The organism is Proteiniphilum sp. X52, from assembly GCF_003712195.1.
Classification (GTDB): domain Bacteria; phylum Bacteroidota; class Bacteroidia; order Bacteroidales; family Dysgonomonadaceae; genus Proteiniphilum.
Genome location: NZ_RDSD01000007.1, coordinates 1 through 16584, shown reverse-complemented (window position 1 = coordinate 16584; position 16584 = coordinate 1). Strand labels below are relative to the sequence as shown.

At 48.1% G+C, this 16584-nt stretch carries 12 protein-coding genes; 11 read left to right on the top strand and 1 reads right to left on the bottom strand.

What is annotated here, in order from left to right:
* Positions 1-118: 118 nt before the first annotated feature.
* The 6 genes from D7D25_RS07305 to carB all read left to right on the top strand — a co-directional run bounded on the left by D7D25_RS07305 (position 119) and on the right by carB (position 8929).
* Positions 119-1315 carry an efflux RND transporter periplasmic adaptor subunit gene (locus D7D25_RS07305; RefSeq protein WP_122968444.1) on the top strand — a complete coding sequence of 399 codons (1197 nt, stop codon included), beginning with the start codon at positions 119-121 and terminating at the stop codon, positions 1313-1315.
* Between the two features lie 32 nt (positions 1316-1347).
* Entirely contained in the window at positions 1348-2097 is a 750-nt protein-coding gene (locus D7D25_RS07300; RefSeq protein ID WP_122968443.1) for an ABC transporter ATP-binding protein, read from the top strand.
* A gap of 103 nt (positions 2098-2200) precedes the next feature.
* Positions 2201-3424, top strand: a complete 1224-nt coding sequence (locus D7D25_RS07295; protein ID WP_122968323.1) for an ABC transporter permease — start codon at positions 2201-2203, stop codon at positions 3422-3424.
* A complete protein-coding gene (locus D7D25_RS07290) occupies positions 3417-4601 on the top strand; it encodes a sensor histidine kinase (RefSeq protein WP_255417230.1) in 1185 nt (394 codons plus the stop codon). The genes D7D25_RS07295 and D7D25_RS07290 overlap by 8 nt, the downstream gene beginning before the upstream one ends.
* Positions 4602-4613: 12 nt before the next feature.
* A complete protein-coding gene (locus D7D25_RS07285) occupies positions 4614-5336 on the top strand; it encodes a LytTR family DNA-binding domain-containing protein (protein WP_122968322.1) in 723 nt (240 codons plus the stop codon).
* 380 nt (positions 5337-5716) lie between these two features.
* A complete protein-coding gene (carB, locus tag D7D25_RS07275) occupies positions 5717-8929 on the top strand; it encodes a carbamoyl-phosphate synthase (glutamine-hydrolyzing) large subunit (RefSeq protein WP_122968320.1) in 3213 nt (1070 codons plus the stop codon).
* Positions 8930-8940: 11 nt separating this feature from the next.
* Here the strand turns inward: carB and D7D25_RS07270 are convergent, their stop codons facing one another.
* A complete protein-coding gene (locus D7D25_RS07270; protein ID WP_122968441.1) occupies positions 8941-10593 on the bottom strand; it encodes an AMP-binding protein in 1653 nt (550 codons plus the stop codon).
* Positions 10594-10833: 240 nt separating this feature from the next.
* Here D7D25_RS07270 and D7D25_RS07265 point away from each other — a divergent pair, with 240 nt between their 5' ends.
* The 5 genes from D7D25_RS07265 to D7D25_RS07245 all read left to right on the top strand — a co-directional run.
* Entirely contained in the window at positions 10834-11313 is a 480-nt protein-coding gene (locus D7D25_RS07265) for a DoxX family protein (protein ID WP_122968319.1), read from the top strand.
* Positions 11314-11325: 12 nt separating this feature from the next.
* A complete protein-coding gene (locus tag D7D25_RS07260) occupies positions 11326-12993 on the top strand; it encodes a Gfo/Idh/MocA family protein (protein ID WP_122968318.1) in 1668 nt (555 codons plus the stop codon).
* A gap of 234 nt (positions 12994-13227) precedes the next feature.
* Positions 13228-14697: a Gfo/Idh/MocA family protein gene (locus tag D7D25_RS07255; RefSeq protein ID WP_122968317.1), complete on the top strand. Its 1470-nt coding sequence runs from the start codon at positions 13228-13230 to the stop codon at positions 14695-14697.
* A 115-nt stretch (positions 14698-14812) separates the two neighbouring features.
* Positions 14813-15697, top strand: coding sequence for a DUF1080 domain-containing protein (locus D7D25_RS07250; RefSeq protein WP_122968440.1), 885 nt, complete (start codon positions 14813-14815; stop codon positions 15695-15697).
* A 73-nt stretch (positions 15698-15770) separates the two neighbouring features.
* Positions 15771-16584, top strand: an 814-nt coding sequence (locus tag D7D25_RS07245) for a sugar phosphate isomerase/epimerase (protein ID WP_148038879.1), incomplete at its 3' end; no start/stop codon positions are given.

The following is a 16584-nucleotide window of genomic DNA, read 5'->3' as shown; positions in this document are numbered from 1 at the left end:
TTAAGCGAGGGCAGAGGCAAAGTTTGCTTTGATTATGCCGCGCGTGGAATTGAAAACCGATGAGCGAAGGCGACTCAAATGGTCTAATGTAATTGAAATACAGAAAATAAATAATCATATGAAGACGAAGAACAACAATTCAAAAAGGCATGTCAGGTTATCTTTTATGGCTTTTATCCTGCTCGCGGGAATTATGATGACATCCTTTTACTCCTGCAAGGACAATAAAAATGATAAAATAGAATGGCTTACCGGGAGCGTGCAAAGACAAGATATATCCAATATGGTGACATGTACCGGAACACTGGAGCCTATCACCAAAATTGATGTGGGAACACAGGTAAGCGGAAGAGTCGATAGAATTTATGTCGATTACAATAGCATAGTTTCACAAGGCGAATTGCTTGCCGAACTCGACCAGACCGTGTTAAAGGCAACCTTGTCGTCGGCAAAGAGCTCGATGGCGACCGCCAAAAGCGAACTGGAATACAAGGAGAAGAATTATGAGCGTTTTAAAGTGTTGTACGAAAAACAACTGATAAGCAGTTCCGATTACGAGGAAGCCCTCTATTCTTACCAAAAAGCCCGGAATGATTATAATGTAAGCGTAAGCAGCTATCAGACAGCCGAAACGAATCTGGGATACGCGAAAATATATTCCCCCATCGACGGGGTTGTCTTAAGCCGTGAGGTGGAAGAAGGCCAGACCGTTGCTGCCAGTTTCGAAACGCCGACACTGTTCACTATAGCCAATGACCTTACCAAGATGCGTGTAATGGCGGAAGTGGATGAAGCGGATATGGGTGATATCGCCATCGGGCAACGGGTGATGTTCACCGTGGATGCTTTTCCTTACGAAGAGTTCACCGGCACCACCACCCAGGTTAGGCTATCGCCTACCACCACCAACAATGTGGTGACTTATGAAGTGGTGGTGGAGGCGCCTAACGGCGAACTGAAACTCAAACCGGGTATGACGGCCACCTGTACCATCTATACACTGGATAAACCGGATGTGCTTGCCGTCCCATCCCAGGCCGTTAATTTCAATCCCGGAAATGAGATGATGAGCGAAAAAGACACGGTTGTATGGGTGCTTGATGAGAATAATTTCCCGGTCCGCCGACAGATAAAAACAGGGAACAGCAATAACATGTATACTGAAGTGATATCGGGGCTGTCCGAGGGAGAAAAGGTGATCACAGGAAAGAATAGCCAGGCGCGCGATCTCACGCCCCCATCGGATAGTGGAAACGAATCCAGTCCTTTCATGGCGCAACCGCCGCGTCGCGGGGGCGGGGGTGGAAGAAGATAACCGGAATACGAATGAATCCAAAAGTTGAAGAAATGAACAATAATCCTGTTATCATCGACATATCGGATATCCGTCGTGATTTCATTGTGGGGGCGGAAACCGTCCATGCCTTACGGGGCGTGACCTTCAGTATCAAGGAAGGCGAATTCGTCACCATCATGGGAAAATCGGGAAGCGGGAAAAGTACCCTGCTCAATATTCTGGGTTGTCTGGATACCCCTACCGGCGGCTCCTACCTGCTCGACGGCATCTCGGTACAGAAAATGAACAAAGACCAGCGCGCCAGAATCAGGAATACCAAGATAGGGTTCGTTTTCCAGAATTATAACCTATTGGCCAATACCACGGCTGTGGAGAACGTGGAACTTCCACTGATGTATAATTCCGGCATCTCCTCATCCCTGCGCCGGCAGAAAGCTGTCGATGCGCTGGAGAGGGTGGAGCTTGGCGACCGCCTGTCGCATAAGAGCAACCAGATGAGTGGTGGACAGATGCAGCGTGTTGCCATAGCCCGGGCATTGGTGAATGATCCGGCAGTGATCCTCGCCGACGAAGCGACCGGAAATCTGGATACGCGCACATCATTCAGTATCCTGAAGCTGCTCCAACAACTCAATCAAGAAGGAAGAACCATTATTTTCGTGACCCATAACGAGGATATAGCCCGCTACAGCACCCGCAATATCGTATTGAAAGACGGGCGGATCATTGAAGATACGTATAATCAACACATCTTGTCGGCTGCCGAAGCTTATGAGAAATTGCCCAAAGAAGAGGTGTAGGGCTATTGGGTGATTCATGGATCTGATGATGAAGGTGATCCCACGATTCGGAACGAGTAGTGGCGATTGGTTAGGTACACCATAAAGAATAGAAAAAAATCAAATGAATACGGAGAATTTATTCAAAATAGCATTGGTCGCACTGTCCCGAAATAAAGTGCGGGCATTGCTGACTATGCTGGGTATTATTATCGGGGTGGCATCTGTCATTACCATGTTGGCGATAGGAGAAGGCTCCAAACGAAGTATCCGCAAGCAGATATCGGAGATGGGATCGAATATGATCATGATACATCCTTATTCCGAACGGGGTGAGGGTGGGGCGCGCATAAGCATGTCCAATCTGGAAACCCTGAAAAACAGGGATTATTTCGACATAAGGGATAAAGCTGAATATGTTTCGGCAGTCTCCCCGAATGTAAGCAGCAGCGGACAGTTCATTTATCAGAATCAGAATTATCCGAGCAGCATCAACGGCGTGAGCCCCGAGTACCTGACCATCCGTCAGTTGAAAATTCAATCCGGCTCCATGTTCACCCAAGATGATGTGGAGACGAACAATAAAGTCTGCATCATCGGGAAAACGATTGTCGATAATTTATTCACCAAAGGCGAAGATCCCATCGGCAAGGTTATTCGTTTCAATACAATCCCTTTCGAAGTGGTCGGGGTACTGGAAAGCAAAGGATATAACACAATGGGGATGGATCAGGACGATATCGTGCTGGCTCCCTATACCGCTGTGCAAAAAAGGATTTTAGCGATCAACTATTTACAGGGGATCTATTGTTCGGCCGTGTCGGAAGAGGCGACTCCCGACGCTGTCGAAAGCATCACGACCATTCTGGCGGAGAATCATGGCATATCCAATCCCGACAATTATGATTTCGAGATACGTTCGCAGGAAGAATTAAGTTCGATGCTCACCACCACTTCCGATTTGATGACGATTCTTTTGGCGTGTGTGGCCGGTATCAGCCTGGTAGTGGGCGGTATAGGAATCATGAATATCATGTATGTCTCCGTCACCGAACGTACCCGTGAGATAGGATTGAGAATGAGTGTGGGAGCCCGGGGAAAAGATGTGTTGATGCAATTCCTCATTGAAGCGATCCTCATTAGTGTGATTGGAGGAATTATTGGTATTTTTGTGGGCGTGGGCGCTACTTTTACAGTAAACTGGGTGGCTTCGTGGCCGGTATTCATTCAATCGTGGAGCGTGTTGCTCTCATTCGGCGTCTGCTCGATAACCGGCATTTTCTTCGGATGGTATCCGGCGAAGAAAGCGGCAAAACTCGACCCCATCGAAGCAATACGGTATGAATAGGGAACTGTTGAAAGGGAAGACGATGGATCAGAAAAAAACAGAGATACCGGACGGTAAGCCAAATTGGGAGATAAAACCTGATAAACCCCGGTATGGGCTGCCTTATACGAAATTGGCAGACAATATATTTATCCATATTGCGGTATGGTGCATAATCTTCGGACTACCCCTGTTTTTTATGAACCGGGGAGATTTTTCATGGCTGAATTTTCTCTTGTTTATTCCCGTTCCGGTTTGTTTTATGATCGTATTTTATAGTAATTACTTCTATCTTATCGATCGTCTCTTATTTGAAAACAGGAAGAATGAATTTCTTATCATCAATATCCTGTTGATTTTGGGAATAGCCTTGCTCATTCATCTCTGGCATGAATTTTCCTTTACATTGAATCTACACGGTGACATGCCGCCATTTGGCGGGGGAAAGCCTCCGGAAGACCTGCTCCAGCCGGAAAGAAACAGATGGGTGCCGATTCTGATTTTTATCCTTCGGGATGTGATTCTATTGGCGTTGGTGGTCGTTTTGAGCACAGCCATCAAGATGAGCAGCCGATGGAGCAAAATCGAGGCCCTGCAGAAAGAAATGCGGGAGGCGATGATAGAAGCCGAATTGAAAAACTTGAAAAATCAGATTAATCCGCATTTTCTGCTCAATACGCTGAATAATATCTATGCATTGGCTCAACTCAATTCGCCGAAGGTGAAACCGGCTATTATGGATTTAAGCCGGTTACTGCAATATGTGTTATATGAGAATAATAAGATGTTCGTGCCATTAAAGGAAGAGGTGAATTTTATCGGTAACTACATTGATCTGATGCGCCTGCGTTTGCCTGCCAACACCCATCTCAGCGTAAAATTCGATATCCGGGAAAATAGTGAGGTGATGATCGCTCCGCTGATTTTTATTTCGCTGATAGAAAATGCTTTTAAACACGGCATCAGCAGTGATGACTATTCATTTGTCGATATCTCTTTGTCGGAAAAGGAGGAGGGGAAGATCGAATTTTTGTGCCGCAATAGTTATTTTCCGAAGGACGCGTCGGATAAAAGCGGTAGCGGCATCGGCTTGCAACAAGTGAAGAAGAGACTGGAACTGATTTATCCCCACCGCCATGTGTGGCATAAAGAAATTGAGGGTGATGTCTATTCAACCGCATTGATCATCGAAACCTGAAAAAAGAAGAACATGAGTAAACGACTGACCTGTTGGATTATTGACGACGAGCCCTTGGCTTTGAGTCTTTTGGAATCGTATATACACGACACGCCCGGCCTTTTATTAACAGGAAAATACAATAACCCCGCTTTGGCGATGCAAGACCTTGTGAACAAAAAAGTGGATTTGATTTTTCTGGATATCCAAATGCCGCGTGTCAACGGTATGGAATTAGCCCGCCTGGTGCCCCCTGAGACAAAGATCGTCTTTATTACGGCTTTTAAAGAGTACGCGTTGGAGGGATATCGCGTAAATGCCTTCGATTATTTGTTAAAACCGGTCTCTTTTGACGAATTCCTGGTGACATGCAAAAAAGCGCAAGACTGGTTTGACGCTGTAACCAAGACTGGTCCGACGCGGAAAAATGTTCCTGAAACAGATGTGATTTTCGTGAAGTCGGACCAGCAGATCATTCCCATCCCTTTGAAGGATATCCTTTATATCGAAGGCCTGCGGGATTACATAAAGATTTACACCGTAAACCGGAGTCGACCCCATGTTATTCTGGAGTCGATGAAAAATATGGAAAAGATGCTTCCCGCCCATTTATTCATCAGGGTGCATCGCTCTTTTATCGTACAAAAAAACAAAATCGAGTCCCTCAACAGAAACCGGCTTATGGTGCCCAATCGGGAGATACCCATCGGGAGGACTTACAAACAACGCGTGTTGAGTTTTATCGGCAGTAAATAGTGACGTCCGGCTTCAATGCGAAAACACGCTCGACAGGGTACCGGAGATCAACTCAATGTCAATAAGATGTCCTGATCCGTGGCCCTTGATTCTTTATCCAATAATAAAATAATAGAGGATTTCTGAAATTAGTTGCGTTATTTCCGGAATTTTTCTAACTTTGTGTCCTAATATCATACAATTATCAACGCTGCAAATAATGTAACGCACTATGCACAGATACAAACCGGTGCGATTGATCACATATCCTAAAATCGGAAATTACGGAGTTCCCGCTCACGGCGAAACAGACGGAATTTCCGATTTTTTTGGGTCTGAGCGTGTCAATCTCAATCAACATGTCAACAAATCAGCCAATCAACAAATAAACAAATCAATTCATGGACAAATCAATTAAAAAAGTTATCTTATTGGGTTCCGGCGCCCTGAAGATCGGACAAGCGGGTGAATTTGATTATTCCGGTTCGCAGGCTTTGAAAGCCATGCGTGAAGAGGGAATAGAAACCGTGTTGATCAATCCGAATATTGCTACCATCCAGACCTCGGAAGGTGTGGCCGACAGGGTTTACTTCCTGCCAATCACTCCCTATTTCGTGGAGAAGGTGATCCGGAAAGAGCAACCCGATGGCATCCTCCTGGCTTTTGGCGGGCAGACGGCGTTGAACTGCGGCGCCGAGCTATACCAAAGCGGGGTACTCGATAAATATGGCGTGCAGGTATTGGGGACGTCGGTTGAGGCGATCATGATCACCGAGGACAGGGATTTGTTTGTGAGGAAATTGGATGAGATCGATGCCAAAACACCCGCATCGCGGGCGGTGGAAAGTCTGGAAGACGCGCTGGCGGCAGCCCGGGAGATTGGATTTCCCATTATGGTGCGTTCGGCATACGCGTTGGGCGGACAAGGTTCGGGCATCTGCGCGAATCAGGAGGAATTCCTGGAGCTGTGCAAGAGTGCCCTCTCTTTCTCTAACCAGATACTGGTGGAGGAGAGCCTGAAAGGGTGGAAGGAAATTGAGTTTGAAGTGATCCGTGACAAGAACGACCACTGCTTCACGGTCGTGCCGATGGAAAACTTCGACCCGCTGGGTATCCATACCGGTGAAAGCATTGTGGTGGCACCCATCATCACCCTCAGCAAAGAGCAGATTCACATGCTCGAAGAGATCGCGCGGCGTGTGGTGCGCCATATCGGCATCGTGGGAGAATGCAATATCCAGTATGCTTTCAATGCGCGGACCAACGATTACCGCATTATCGAGATCAATGCCCGTTTGAGCCGATCATCCGCCCTCGCTTCCAAAGCATCGGGATATCCCTTGGCTTTTGTGGCGGCAAAACTGGCGTTGGGGTATACGCTCGACCAGATAGGGGAGATGGGAACACCCAACTCCGCCTATGTGGCACCCACGGTAGACTATATGATCGTGAAGATCCCTCGTTGGGATCTCAATAAATTCTACGGCGTCAGCCACCAGATCGGCTCCTCCATGAAATCGGTCGGTGAGATCATGTCCATCGGCCAATCGTTCGAAGAGATCATCCAGAAAGGGTTGCGTATGATAGGGCAGGGGATGCACGGCTTTGTCGGAAATCGGGAGATGACTTTCGACAATGTGGAAGAGGCGCTTTCAAAACCCACCGACATGCGTATTTTCGCTATTGCCGACGCTTTTGAAAAAGGATATTCGGTCGAACAGGTTGAGGAATTGACTAAAATCGATCCCTGGTTCCTGGAGAGGCTGGAAAATGTGTATAATTATTCAAAAGTCCTTCACTCCTATGATAAGATTGAAGATCTGCCGCAGGATGTGCTCAAAGAGGCAAAACGCCTTGGTTTCTCCGATTTCCAGATCGCCCGCTTTGTGGAAGATCCCCAAAATACGGTGGAGGATGAACTGATCAGGGTGCGCGACCATAGGAAGTCGTTAGGCATTACACCCAGTGTGCGCCGCATTCACACGGTCGCTTCCGAAAATCCCGATAAGACCAATTATTTATATTTCACCTATGACTCAGACAAAACTTTCGCACCCGGCAAAAGTGAAAAAGAATCGGTGATTGTATTGGGATCGGGAGCCTACCGTATCGGCTCATCAGTGGAGTTCGACTGGTGCTCGGTCAACGCGGTGCAGACCGCCCGTGAACTGGGGTATGAATCGGTAATGATCAACTATAACCCCGAGACGGTATCGACCGATTACGATATGTGTGACCGCCTCTATTTCGACGAACTGACCTTCGAGCGGGTGCTTGACGTGATCGATATCGAAAACCCAAAAGGGGTGATCGTTTCGGTGGGGGGACAGATCCCCAACAACCTCGCCATGAAGTTGTACCGACAGAATGTATCCATCTTGGGCACCTCCCCCTTGTCGATCGACCGGGCCGAGAACCGCCATAAGTTTTCCGCCATGCTCGATGAATTGGGCATCGACCAGCCCCGCTGGAAAGAGATGACCAGCTTCGCCGAGATTGACGCGTTTATCGATGAGGTGGGATTTCCCGTGCTGATACGTCCCTCTTATGTGCTTTCGGGCGCCGCCATGAATGTGTGCTACGATAAGGAACAGATGCATGCTTTCCTGAAGATGGCGGCCAATGTGTCGAAAGAGTATCCCGTGGTGGTCTCTTCCTTTCTTCAGAACGCCAAGGAGATTGAATTCGATGCGGTGGCCCGTGAGGGAGAAGTGGTGGAATATGCCATTTCGGAACATGTGGAATTTGCCGGCGTCCATTCAGGTGATGCCACCCTGGTGTTCCCCGCGCAGAAGATCTATTTCGAGACCATGCGCCGCGTGAAGAAAATATCGAAACGCATCGCCAAAGAGTTGAATATCAGCGGACCGTTCAATATCCAGTATCTGGCAAAAAACAACGAGATCAAGGTGATTGAATGTAACCTGCGGGCATCGCGCTCCTTCCCCTTTGTCTCCAAAGTGTTGAAACAGAATTTCATTGATACCGCGACCCGCGTCATGCTGGATGCGCCTTTCAACAAACCCGACAGCTCGGTCTTCGACCTGGAATACATCGGAGTGAAAGCGTCGCAGTTCTCTTTCTCCCGTCTGCAAAACACCGATCCGGTACTGGGAGTGGATATGTCCTCTACTGGCGAGGTGGGATGTATCGGAGAAGATTTCTCGGATGCGATCCTCAAGTCGATGCTCTCGGTAGGATACAAAATACCCACAAAAGGTATACTGATCTCTTCGGGAGAGATGAAGTCCAAAGTCGACCTGCTGGAGGCGTGCAAGCTCTTGGGTGAGAAAGGCTATGATCTCTATGCCAGCCACGGCACGCGGAAATTTCTGGAAGAAAACGGAATCAAGGCGACCGATGTGAACTGGCCGGACGAGAATGGGGAAAACAATATCAGGCAGATGATCGTTGACAAGCGGTTCGACCTGATCATCAATATTCCCAAAAACGTCACCAAACGGGAGCTTACCAACGGATATATCATTCGTCGCGGCGCGGTCGATTTTAATATCCCGCTCATCACCAATGCCCGGCTTGCCAGCGCTTTTATCACTGCTTTCTGCACTATGGATCAGGATGATCTCGAGATCAAGAGCTGGGACGAATATTAGCGGATCGATATCTAAACATATTTGAACCGCCGGATGCTTCGTTTGGGCGTTTTTTCAAATTCCTCTTCCTGAAGACGGAAAGAGGCAATCTTGCTGTAGGAAGGCAATTGATTGTTCACCTCTGTGATCACCTTCTGGAAGAGGGTATTCATATCCTGGTCAGTCAATCCGCTTTCCTTCAAGGCTTCCCTGTCGGGCACGATCAGGGCGATGATCTTCTGATCTTCGCTGATTGCCAGCGATTCGCCTACGAACGGAGAACTGTTGATCTTTTCCTCAATCTCTTCGGGATAGATATTTTGTCCGGAAGGGCCCAGTATCATATTTTTATTTCGTCCTCTGATAAAGATGAAACCGTCACTGTCCATGGTTCCCAAATCTCCGGTTTTTAACCAACCATCCTCTGTGAATGCCTCTTTGGTGGCCTCTTCGTTTTTATAATATCCCAGCATCAGGTTGCTGCCCCGGGCAAGGATTTCACCCACGATGTTCCGCGGCTCGTCGGAATCGATCTTCACCTCCATCCTGTCCACCACCTTTCCGCACGAGCGCTCTTTGTATTTGGTCCAGTAGGCGTACGAGATCAGCGGTCCACATTCGGTCATCCCATATCCCACGGTGTAAGGGAATCTGATTTTTCTCAGGAACTTTTCCACGTCGGGATTGAGCGCCGCGCCGCCAATCACCACTTCCACCAGTTCTCCGCCGAAGAACCCGGTCATCGAGCTCCGCACCTTACTATGGACAACACTGTTCAGCAAGGGTATTTTGACAAGGGTCTTTGTGGCTCCCTGCTGCAGTTTCGGGAGTACATTCCGGTTGACGATCTTTTCGATGATAAGAGGGACAGCCAGCACCAGTTTAGGTTTTACTTTGGAAAACATTTCAATCAACACTTGCGGCGAGGGGGTTTTTCCCAGGAAATGGATATGGCACCCCATCGAGATGGAGTTGAGTATCTCGAAAGCGAGGCCGTAGGCATGTGCCATCGGCAGCATGCAGACAATATTGTCACCCGGGTGGATGAACCAGAGGTTGTCGTTGGCGAATTTGGTGTTTGACCACAGGCTTCTGTAAGGTAGCATCACCCCCTTGGGGCTACTGGTGGTGCCGGAGGTGTAATTGATCACGGCCAGTTCTTCCGGCTTGTCGGTGCGGAAAACGATATCGTTCACAAAAAAGCCTTTTTCATATTTTTCCGCGAAATAGGCCGGAGCATCTGTGTCGAACTGCCTTAACTTGTCTGAAGCCGATTTCAGCAACAAAAAGTTTTCGAGGGAAAAAACGGTTTCCACTTTCGGGATGGTTTTCTTGTCAATTTCGTTCCAAATGCTCTCGTCCACGAATAACATCCTTGAATCGGAATGATCCACGATAAACTGTACGCTGGCCTTGTCGAACTCGTGAAGGATACTTACCGCCACGGCTCCGTAAGAGAGCGTGGCGAAAAAGGAGATCGCCCATCTTGCGGAGTTTTTACCGCAGATCGAGATTTTATCCCCCCGCTGAATGCCGGCAGCCTTGAAATAGTCATGCAACCGGTCAATTTCACGGGCAAAATCCTTGTAATGGAAAGTCTTGCCTTGGAAGTCGCTCATGGCCGGCATTTCCCAGTGATTGCGAATACTTTGTTCAATCAAGCCCAGAAAGGTGTTTTGATTCATCTTTTCAATATTCAATAAATTAACATTCAGAGTTTTTATATTTTAGAAACAATCGGTTAAACGATTTGTTTGCTCATATCTGTTACAAATGTCGGAATTTTTTCTTTCTTAGAAATAAAATATCTAATTTTACTCAATTACTGTGATAAAATTTCATTTTCAAAAATATTTGTTTTACTTTTACAGATGCATTTTACACCTGAATGAGGGAATGGGGTGGAAATTTTAGTCAGATAAGAGATGCAATCAATACATTATAGTAAATTACAACGATACGCGCTGTTTATTCTGCGTGTGCTCATAGGATGGTATTTTTTATATGAGGGTTTGGCAAAGGTATTTACCCCGAACTGGTCGGCATTTGGCTACCTGATGGATTCAAAAGGCCTGTTCGCGTCGTTTTTCGCGCGGCTTGCGGAAAATCCCGCGTGGCTTGAAGCCGTCAATTGGATCAATATCTGGGGATTGACAATCGTTGGCTTGATGCTGGTTTTAGGGCTTTTCACCAATATCGGCTACATAGGGGCCATGATCTTTTTGCTGCTCTACTACCTCTCACACCCTCCTTTGTTATTTGCGGAATATATTCTGCCCTCCGAAGGATCTTATCTATGGGTGGATAAGAATCTGATTTTATTGGTGACAGTAGCGGTATTGATGTTGTTTCCGGCCTCCAGGGCTATCAGTTTTGACAGCTTGCTATTTCGTAAAAGTAGGTAGAGGATTATTTTTATGAAGGAAGAAGAAAAAGAGATTAACAATCAAAAAGAAGATAAGACCCCATCGGCAAAAGAGGTCTCCCAGGGTCGCCGTGACGCCCTGAAGGCTATGGTTTCCGTGCCGGTGTTGGGAGCCATGGCTTATGGGGTTTACAGGAAGAGAAAAGCGGAAAGTACCCTCCGTGACGCCGCGGAGATGTCCCGTTTCCGTACGGATGTGGTGCCTTACTCGCCACCCTCTCCCGACGCGGAAGTAATCCGGATAGGTATCATCGGTTTCGGTATCAGGGGAACACAATTGGCGCAGGGATTGGGCTTTGCCACTCCCGAATATGTGGATGGCCTGATCCAACAATCGAAAATAAATCCGGAGAATACCCGTTACCAAGATTTTATGGAGCAGGATGACCTGCGGGTGATGATCACCGCGGTGTGCGATATTTTCGACACGTATGGTGAGGAGGCTGTGCTTGCCGGAGCCAATATCCACAGGGAGGGAGTGGGAGGGACATTAGGCCCTAAACCCAGGCGTTACCGCCACTACAAGGAATTGTTGGCGGCGCCCGATGTGGACGCCGTGGTGATTGCCTCTCCCGACCATTGGCACGGTACCATGGCGATGGATGCTCTCAGGGCCGGCAAGCATGTTTACCTGGAAAAGCCGATGACATGGACGGTACCCGAAACTTACGAGCTTCGCGCTTTGGCCAGAAGCAATCCCCAACTGGTGTTTCAGTTAGGACATCAAAACAGGCAGATAGAGGCGTACGAGAGGGCGCGGCAGATCATCGAAAGGGGACTGTTGGGCAAAATCTCGCTGGTGGAGACCGGCACCAACCGTAATGACCCCAATGGCGCGTGGGTTTACCCCATACATAAGGACGCCAATCAAAAAACCATTGACTGGGAGCAGTTTGAAGGAAATCCGGACAGGATTAAGGAATATATGGACTATATGACTTCGGCGGGACTGTTGAAGTATGTGGGGCCTGAATCCCGTGAGAAGTTCAGCCTGGAGAGATTTTTCCGCTGGCGCTGCTGGTGGGATTACAGTACCGGCCTGAGCGGCGATCTGTTGACACACGAGTACGACGCGATGAACCAGATCCTTCGTCTGGGTATTCCCTCGTCGGCATCCTCTTCGGGAGGAGTTTATTTCTTTAAGGACGGCCGTACCGTGCCCGATGTATTACAAACGGTGTTTGAGTTCGGAGATAAGGAAATCACCATGTTGTATTCGGCCACGTTGGCCAACCAGTTCAGTCGCAGCCGCAAAATCATGGGCCACGATGCGACCATGGAAGTGGGCAACACCCTCAAGGTGACTGTGGACCCGCAATCGGAACAGTATCGCAGGCAGATCGACCAGGGTGTTGTGAAATTAGACGAACCGTTCTATACCTACCTTCCGGGGCAGAGTGTGGATGCCGTCTCTACCGCCACCGAGAGATATTTTGCCGAACGGGGACTTCTCTATTCATTCATCAGCGGAAAACGTTACAACACTACTTTCCTGCATCTGAAAGAATGGCTCGATTGCATCAGGAACGGTAAACAACCCTCTTGCGGTATCGATCAGGGATTCGAGGAAGCTATCACCGCCCATATGGGAACGCGGGCGTACCTTGAGGGAAGGACAATGTATTGGGATAAGGATAAAGAAGAGATAACCAGAGAATAAGAAGCTGCTTTGAATTTTTTCATCCATTGTTTTTTAGCCATTTTTTGATGGATTTGGATTTTCATTGATTGAAATGTGGCGGGCCACTTAAAAGCAATGAAAATTCAAAGGCGCGAAAAAGGGCAAAAAACAATAGGAAAGAGTGGAAAAATAAGCGTAAAAATAATTACTCGTAAAATTCAAAACAGTTTCTAAATATCAAAAACGTTAAAATTTAATCCAAAAAAAGTAGTTATGTCATCAAAAATTTCAAGAAGAAAATTCTTAGAAACCGGCGCGATTGCGGCAGCTGGTCTCACAGTCGTACCTTCTTCGGTACTGGGAAAGAGTATGGGCTACAAGGCACCGAGTGATAAACTCAACATTGTGGGTGTGGGTGTGGGAGGCATGGGCAATGCTAACCTGAACCAGCTCCAGAGTGAGAATATCATCGGGCTTTGCGATGTGGACTGGAAATACAGCAAGCGGGTATTCGACAAATATCCCAATGCCAAGAAGTATTATGACTACAGGAAGATGTATGATGAGTTGGGCAAATCCATCGACGGTGTGGTGGTGGCCACCGCCGACCATACACACGCGATCATTGCCGCGGACGCCATGACGATGGGCAAACACGTCTATGTACAGAAACCGCTTACACACAGCGTCTACGAATCGCGCCTGTTGACAAAACTCGCGGCCAAGCATAAAGTGGCTACCAGCATGGGTAACCAGGGTTCTTCCGCTCCCGGTGTGCGGCAGGTGATCGACTGGATCAGGGACGGGCAGATCGGTGAAGTGACCAAAGTAGAGGCATTTACCGACAGACCTATCTGGCCGCAGGGATTAATGACTCCCAAGCAAGCCCATAAGGTGCCTTCTACCTTGAACTGGGATCTCTTCATCGGCCCGGCTAAAAAACGCCCCTTCAATGAAATCTATCATCCTTGGAACTGGCGCGGATGGTGGGATTTCGGAACCGGCGCTCTGGGTGATATGGCTTGTCATATCCTTCACCCCGTATTCAAGGGATTGAGCCTGGGATACCCCACAAAAGTACAGGGATCGTCCACCATGCTGCTTAACGACTGCGCGCCTAATGCGCAGATGGTGAAATATGTGTTCCCGCAACGCGACAACCTGCCCAAAGTGGCCATGCCCGAAGTGGAGGTGACCTGGTACGACGGAGGATTGACGCCCATGCGTCCGGAAGGTGTTCCCGCCGGCAAAAACCTCAATGATCAGGGTGGCGGTGTGATATTCTACGGCACCAAAGACATCCTTATCTGCGGATGCTATGGCGTGAATCCGTGGTTAGTTTCCGGACGTACTCCCAACTCTCCGAAGACACAACGTGAGGTAACCCTCTCTCACGAAATGGATTGGGTGCGCGCTTGTAAGGAATCTCCCGAAAACCGTGTGGAGACAGCCTCTCCTTTCTCCGAAGCAGGACCTTTCAACGAAATGGTGGTCATGGGTGTGCTCGCGGTAAGATTGCAGGGCTTGAATCAGGAATTGCACTGGGATGGTGAAAACATGAAATTCACCAACATTCCCTCCGACGCGACTGTCAAAACCATCATTGAAGACGGTTTCAAGATCACCGACGGACACCCCACATTCGACAAGACGTGGACTGAACCGGTGAATGCCACCGCGTATGCCGAAGAGATGATCAAGCATACTTATCAGAATGGCTGGAAATTGCCGGATATGCCCTAACCAGGCGGTAGTGAACAGTATTGAAGGGAATGACGGCGGCGTTGTCCGTCGTTATTCCCCATTTCAACAGAAGTTAATTATCAGTTTAATTAAAAGGAAAATAGTTATGAAACGAATTAAAAAATCAATTTACGGATTAAGTTGTTGTATGCTTGCAAGTGTATTGATGGCTTGCGGTCCCGGTGGAAAAAAGACCGACGCCGCCGCAGATAATGGAGCCGATTCCGCTCCGGAAAGTGCAGTTCCTGAATATACGGTATTGGATAAACCCCAGGTGGACCTGTCTCAGTTCCAGACAGATAAAGACGGATATATCGTTATCTTCAACGGGAAGGACTTCACAGGATGGAGAGGTTATGGGAAAGATGACGTTCCCGGTAAATGGACTATCGAAGACGGCGCGATCAAGTTTAACGGCTCCGGTGGTGGTGAAGCTCAGGACGCTGACGGCGGCGATATCATCTTTGCCCATAAGTTCAAAAATTTTGAACTCGATTTCGAGTGGAAAGTGGCCAAAGGCAGCAACTCAGGCGTATTCTATCTTGCGCAGGAAGTGCAGACCAAAGATCCCAACACCGGCGAAATGAGGATGGAGCCAATTTATATCTCTGCTCCCGAAGCTCAGATACTTGACAATGAAAATCATCCCGACGCGAAATTGGGTAAGGATAACAACCGGCAGTCACTCTCCTTGTACGACATGATCCCGGCCGTTCCCCAGAATTCAAAACCGTTCGGAGAATGGAATACCGGTGGGGTGATGGTTTTTAAGGGAACCGTGGTGCATAGGCAGAATGGTGAAAACGTGGTTGAATACCACTTGTGGACACAACAGTGGACAGACATGTTGCAGGCAAGTAAATTCAGCCAGGATAAATGGCCGTTGGCATTCGAATTGCTGAACAACTGCGGCGGTGAGAACCGCGAAGGTTATATCGGTCTGCAGGATCATGGCGACGATGTCTGGTTCAGAAACATCAGAATCAAAATATTGGATTAATTTTGTCAAACAACCGGAAAGGATATTTCCACTGAAGGGTGGAGATATTCTTTTTCTTTAAACAAGCAATACAATGAAAAAAGGTGCATTTTTATTAATGGCTCTGCTTTTGGGCGGTCTGTTTATTTTACCGGCCTGCACCCCGCAAAGCCGGAAAAAAGAGATTTATCTTCAGCTTTATTCAGTGCGCGACGATATCAAAGCCGACTATAAAGGCACTGTCGCCAAAGTCGCTGAGATGGGATACACCGGAGTGGAGGCGGCCGGTTATGGCGATGGACGGTTCTATGGCTTGTCACCGGCCGAATTCAAGGAATCCATCGAAGAGGTGGGTATGGAAGTGCTCTCTTCCCATACCGCAAGACCATTGGCCGACAGTGTGGCCGCAACCAACTGGGATGAGGTTTGGGCCTGGTGGGATACCGCTATTCAGGCGCATAAAGAGGCGGGTATGAAATATATTGTTAACCCATGGATGCCCACACCTGCCACGTTGGCCGACCTGCAGGCCTATTGTGAGTATTATAACCAGATCGGTGAGAAGTGCAACGCGGCCGGCATCCGTTTTGGTTACCACAACCACGATTTCGAATTCAAGGAGATAGAAGGCCAGTTGATGTATGATTACATGCTCAACAATACCGATCCCTCCAAGGTGTTCTTCCAGATGGATGTCTATTGGGTGGTGAAAGGCGGTAAAAATCCGGTGGATTATTTCAACAAGTATCCCGGCCGTTTCGAGCTGCTTCATATCAAGGACGAGCTCGAACTGGGTAGAAGCGGCGAGGTCGATTTCGGGAGCATTTATGACAATGCCGAAACCGCGGGAGCCAAATACATGATCGTGGAGGTGGAAAGATACACCCAAGGATTAAGTCCTTTTGAAA

What these genes read in the sequence shown, in the direction of transcription:
- D7D25_RS07260 (WP_122968318.1), top strand. Translation starts at nt 11,326, where the DNA reads ATGAAGGAAGAAGAAAAAGAGATTAACAATCAAAAAGAAGATAAGACC.
- D7D25_RS07305 (WP_122968444.1), top strand. Translation starts at nt 119, where the DNA reads ATGAAGACGAAGAACAACAATTCAAAAAGGCATGTCAGGTTATCTTTT.
- D7D25_RS07285 (WP_122968322.1), top strand. Translation starts at nt 4,614, where the DNA reads ATGAGTAAACGACTGACCTGTTGGATTATTGACGACGAGCCCTTGGCT.
- D7D25_RS07300 (WP_122968443.1), top strand. Translation starts at nt 1,348, where the DNA reads ATGAACAATAATCCTGTTATCATCGACATATCGGATATCCGTCGTGAT.
- D7D25_RS07270 (WP_122968441.1), bottom strand. Translation starts at nt 10,593, where the DNA reads ATGAATCAAAACACCTTTCTGGGCTTGATTGAACAAAGTATTCGCAAT.
- carB (WP_122968320.1), top strand. Translation starts at nt 5,717, where the DNA reads ATGGACAAATCAATTAAAAAAGTTATCTTATTGGGTTCCGGCGCCCTG.
- D7D25_RS07295 (WP_122968323.1), top strand. Translation starts at nt 2,201, where the DNA reads ATGAATACGGAGAATTTATTCAAAATAGCATTGGTCGCACTGTCCCGA.
- D7D25_RS07265 (WP_122968319.1), top strand. Translation starts at nt 10,834, where the DNA reads ATGCAATCAATACATTATAGTAAATTACAACGATACGCGCTGTTTATT.
- D7D25_RS07290 (WP_255417230.1), top strand. Translation starts at nt 3,417, where the DNA reads ATGAATAGGGAACTGTTGAAAGGGAAGACGATGGATCAGAAAAAAACA.
- D7D25_RS07255 (WP_122968317.1), top strand. Translation starts at nt 13,228, where the DNA reads ATGTCATCAAAAATTTCAAGAAGAAAATTCTTAGAAACCGGCGCGATT.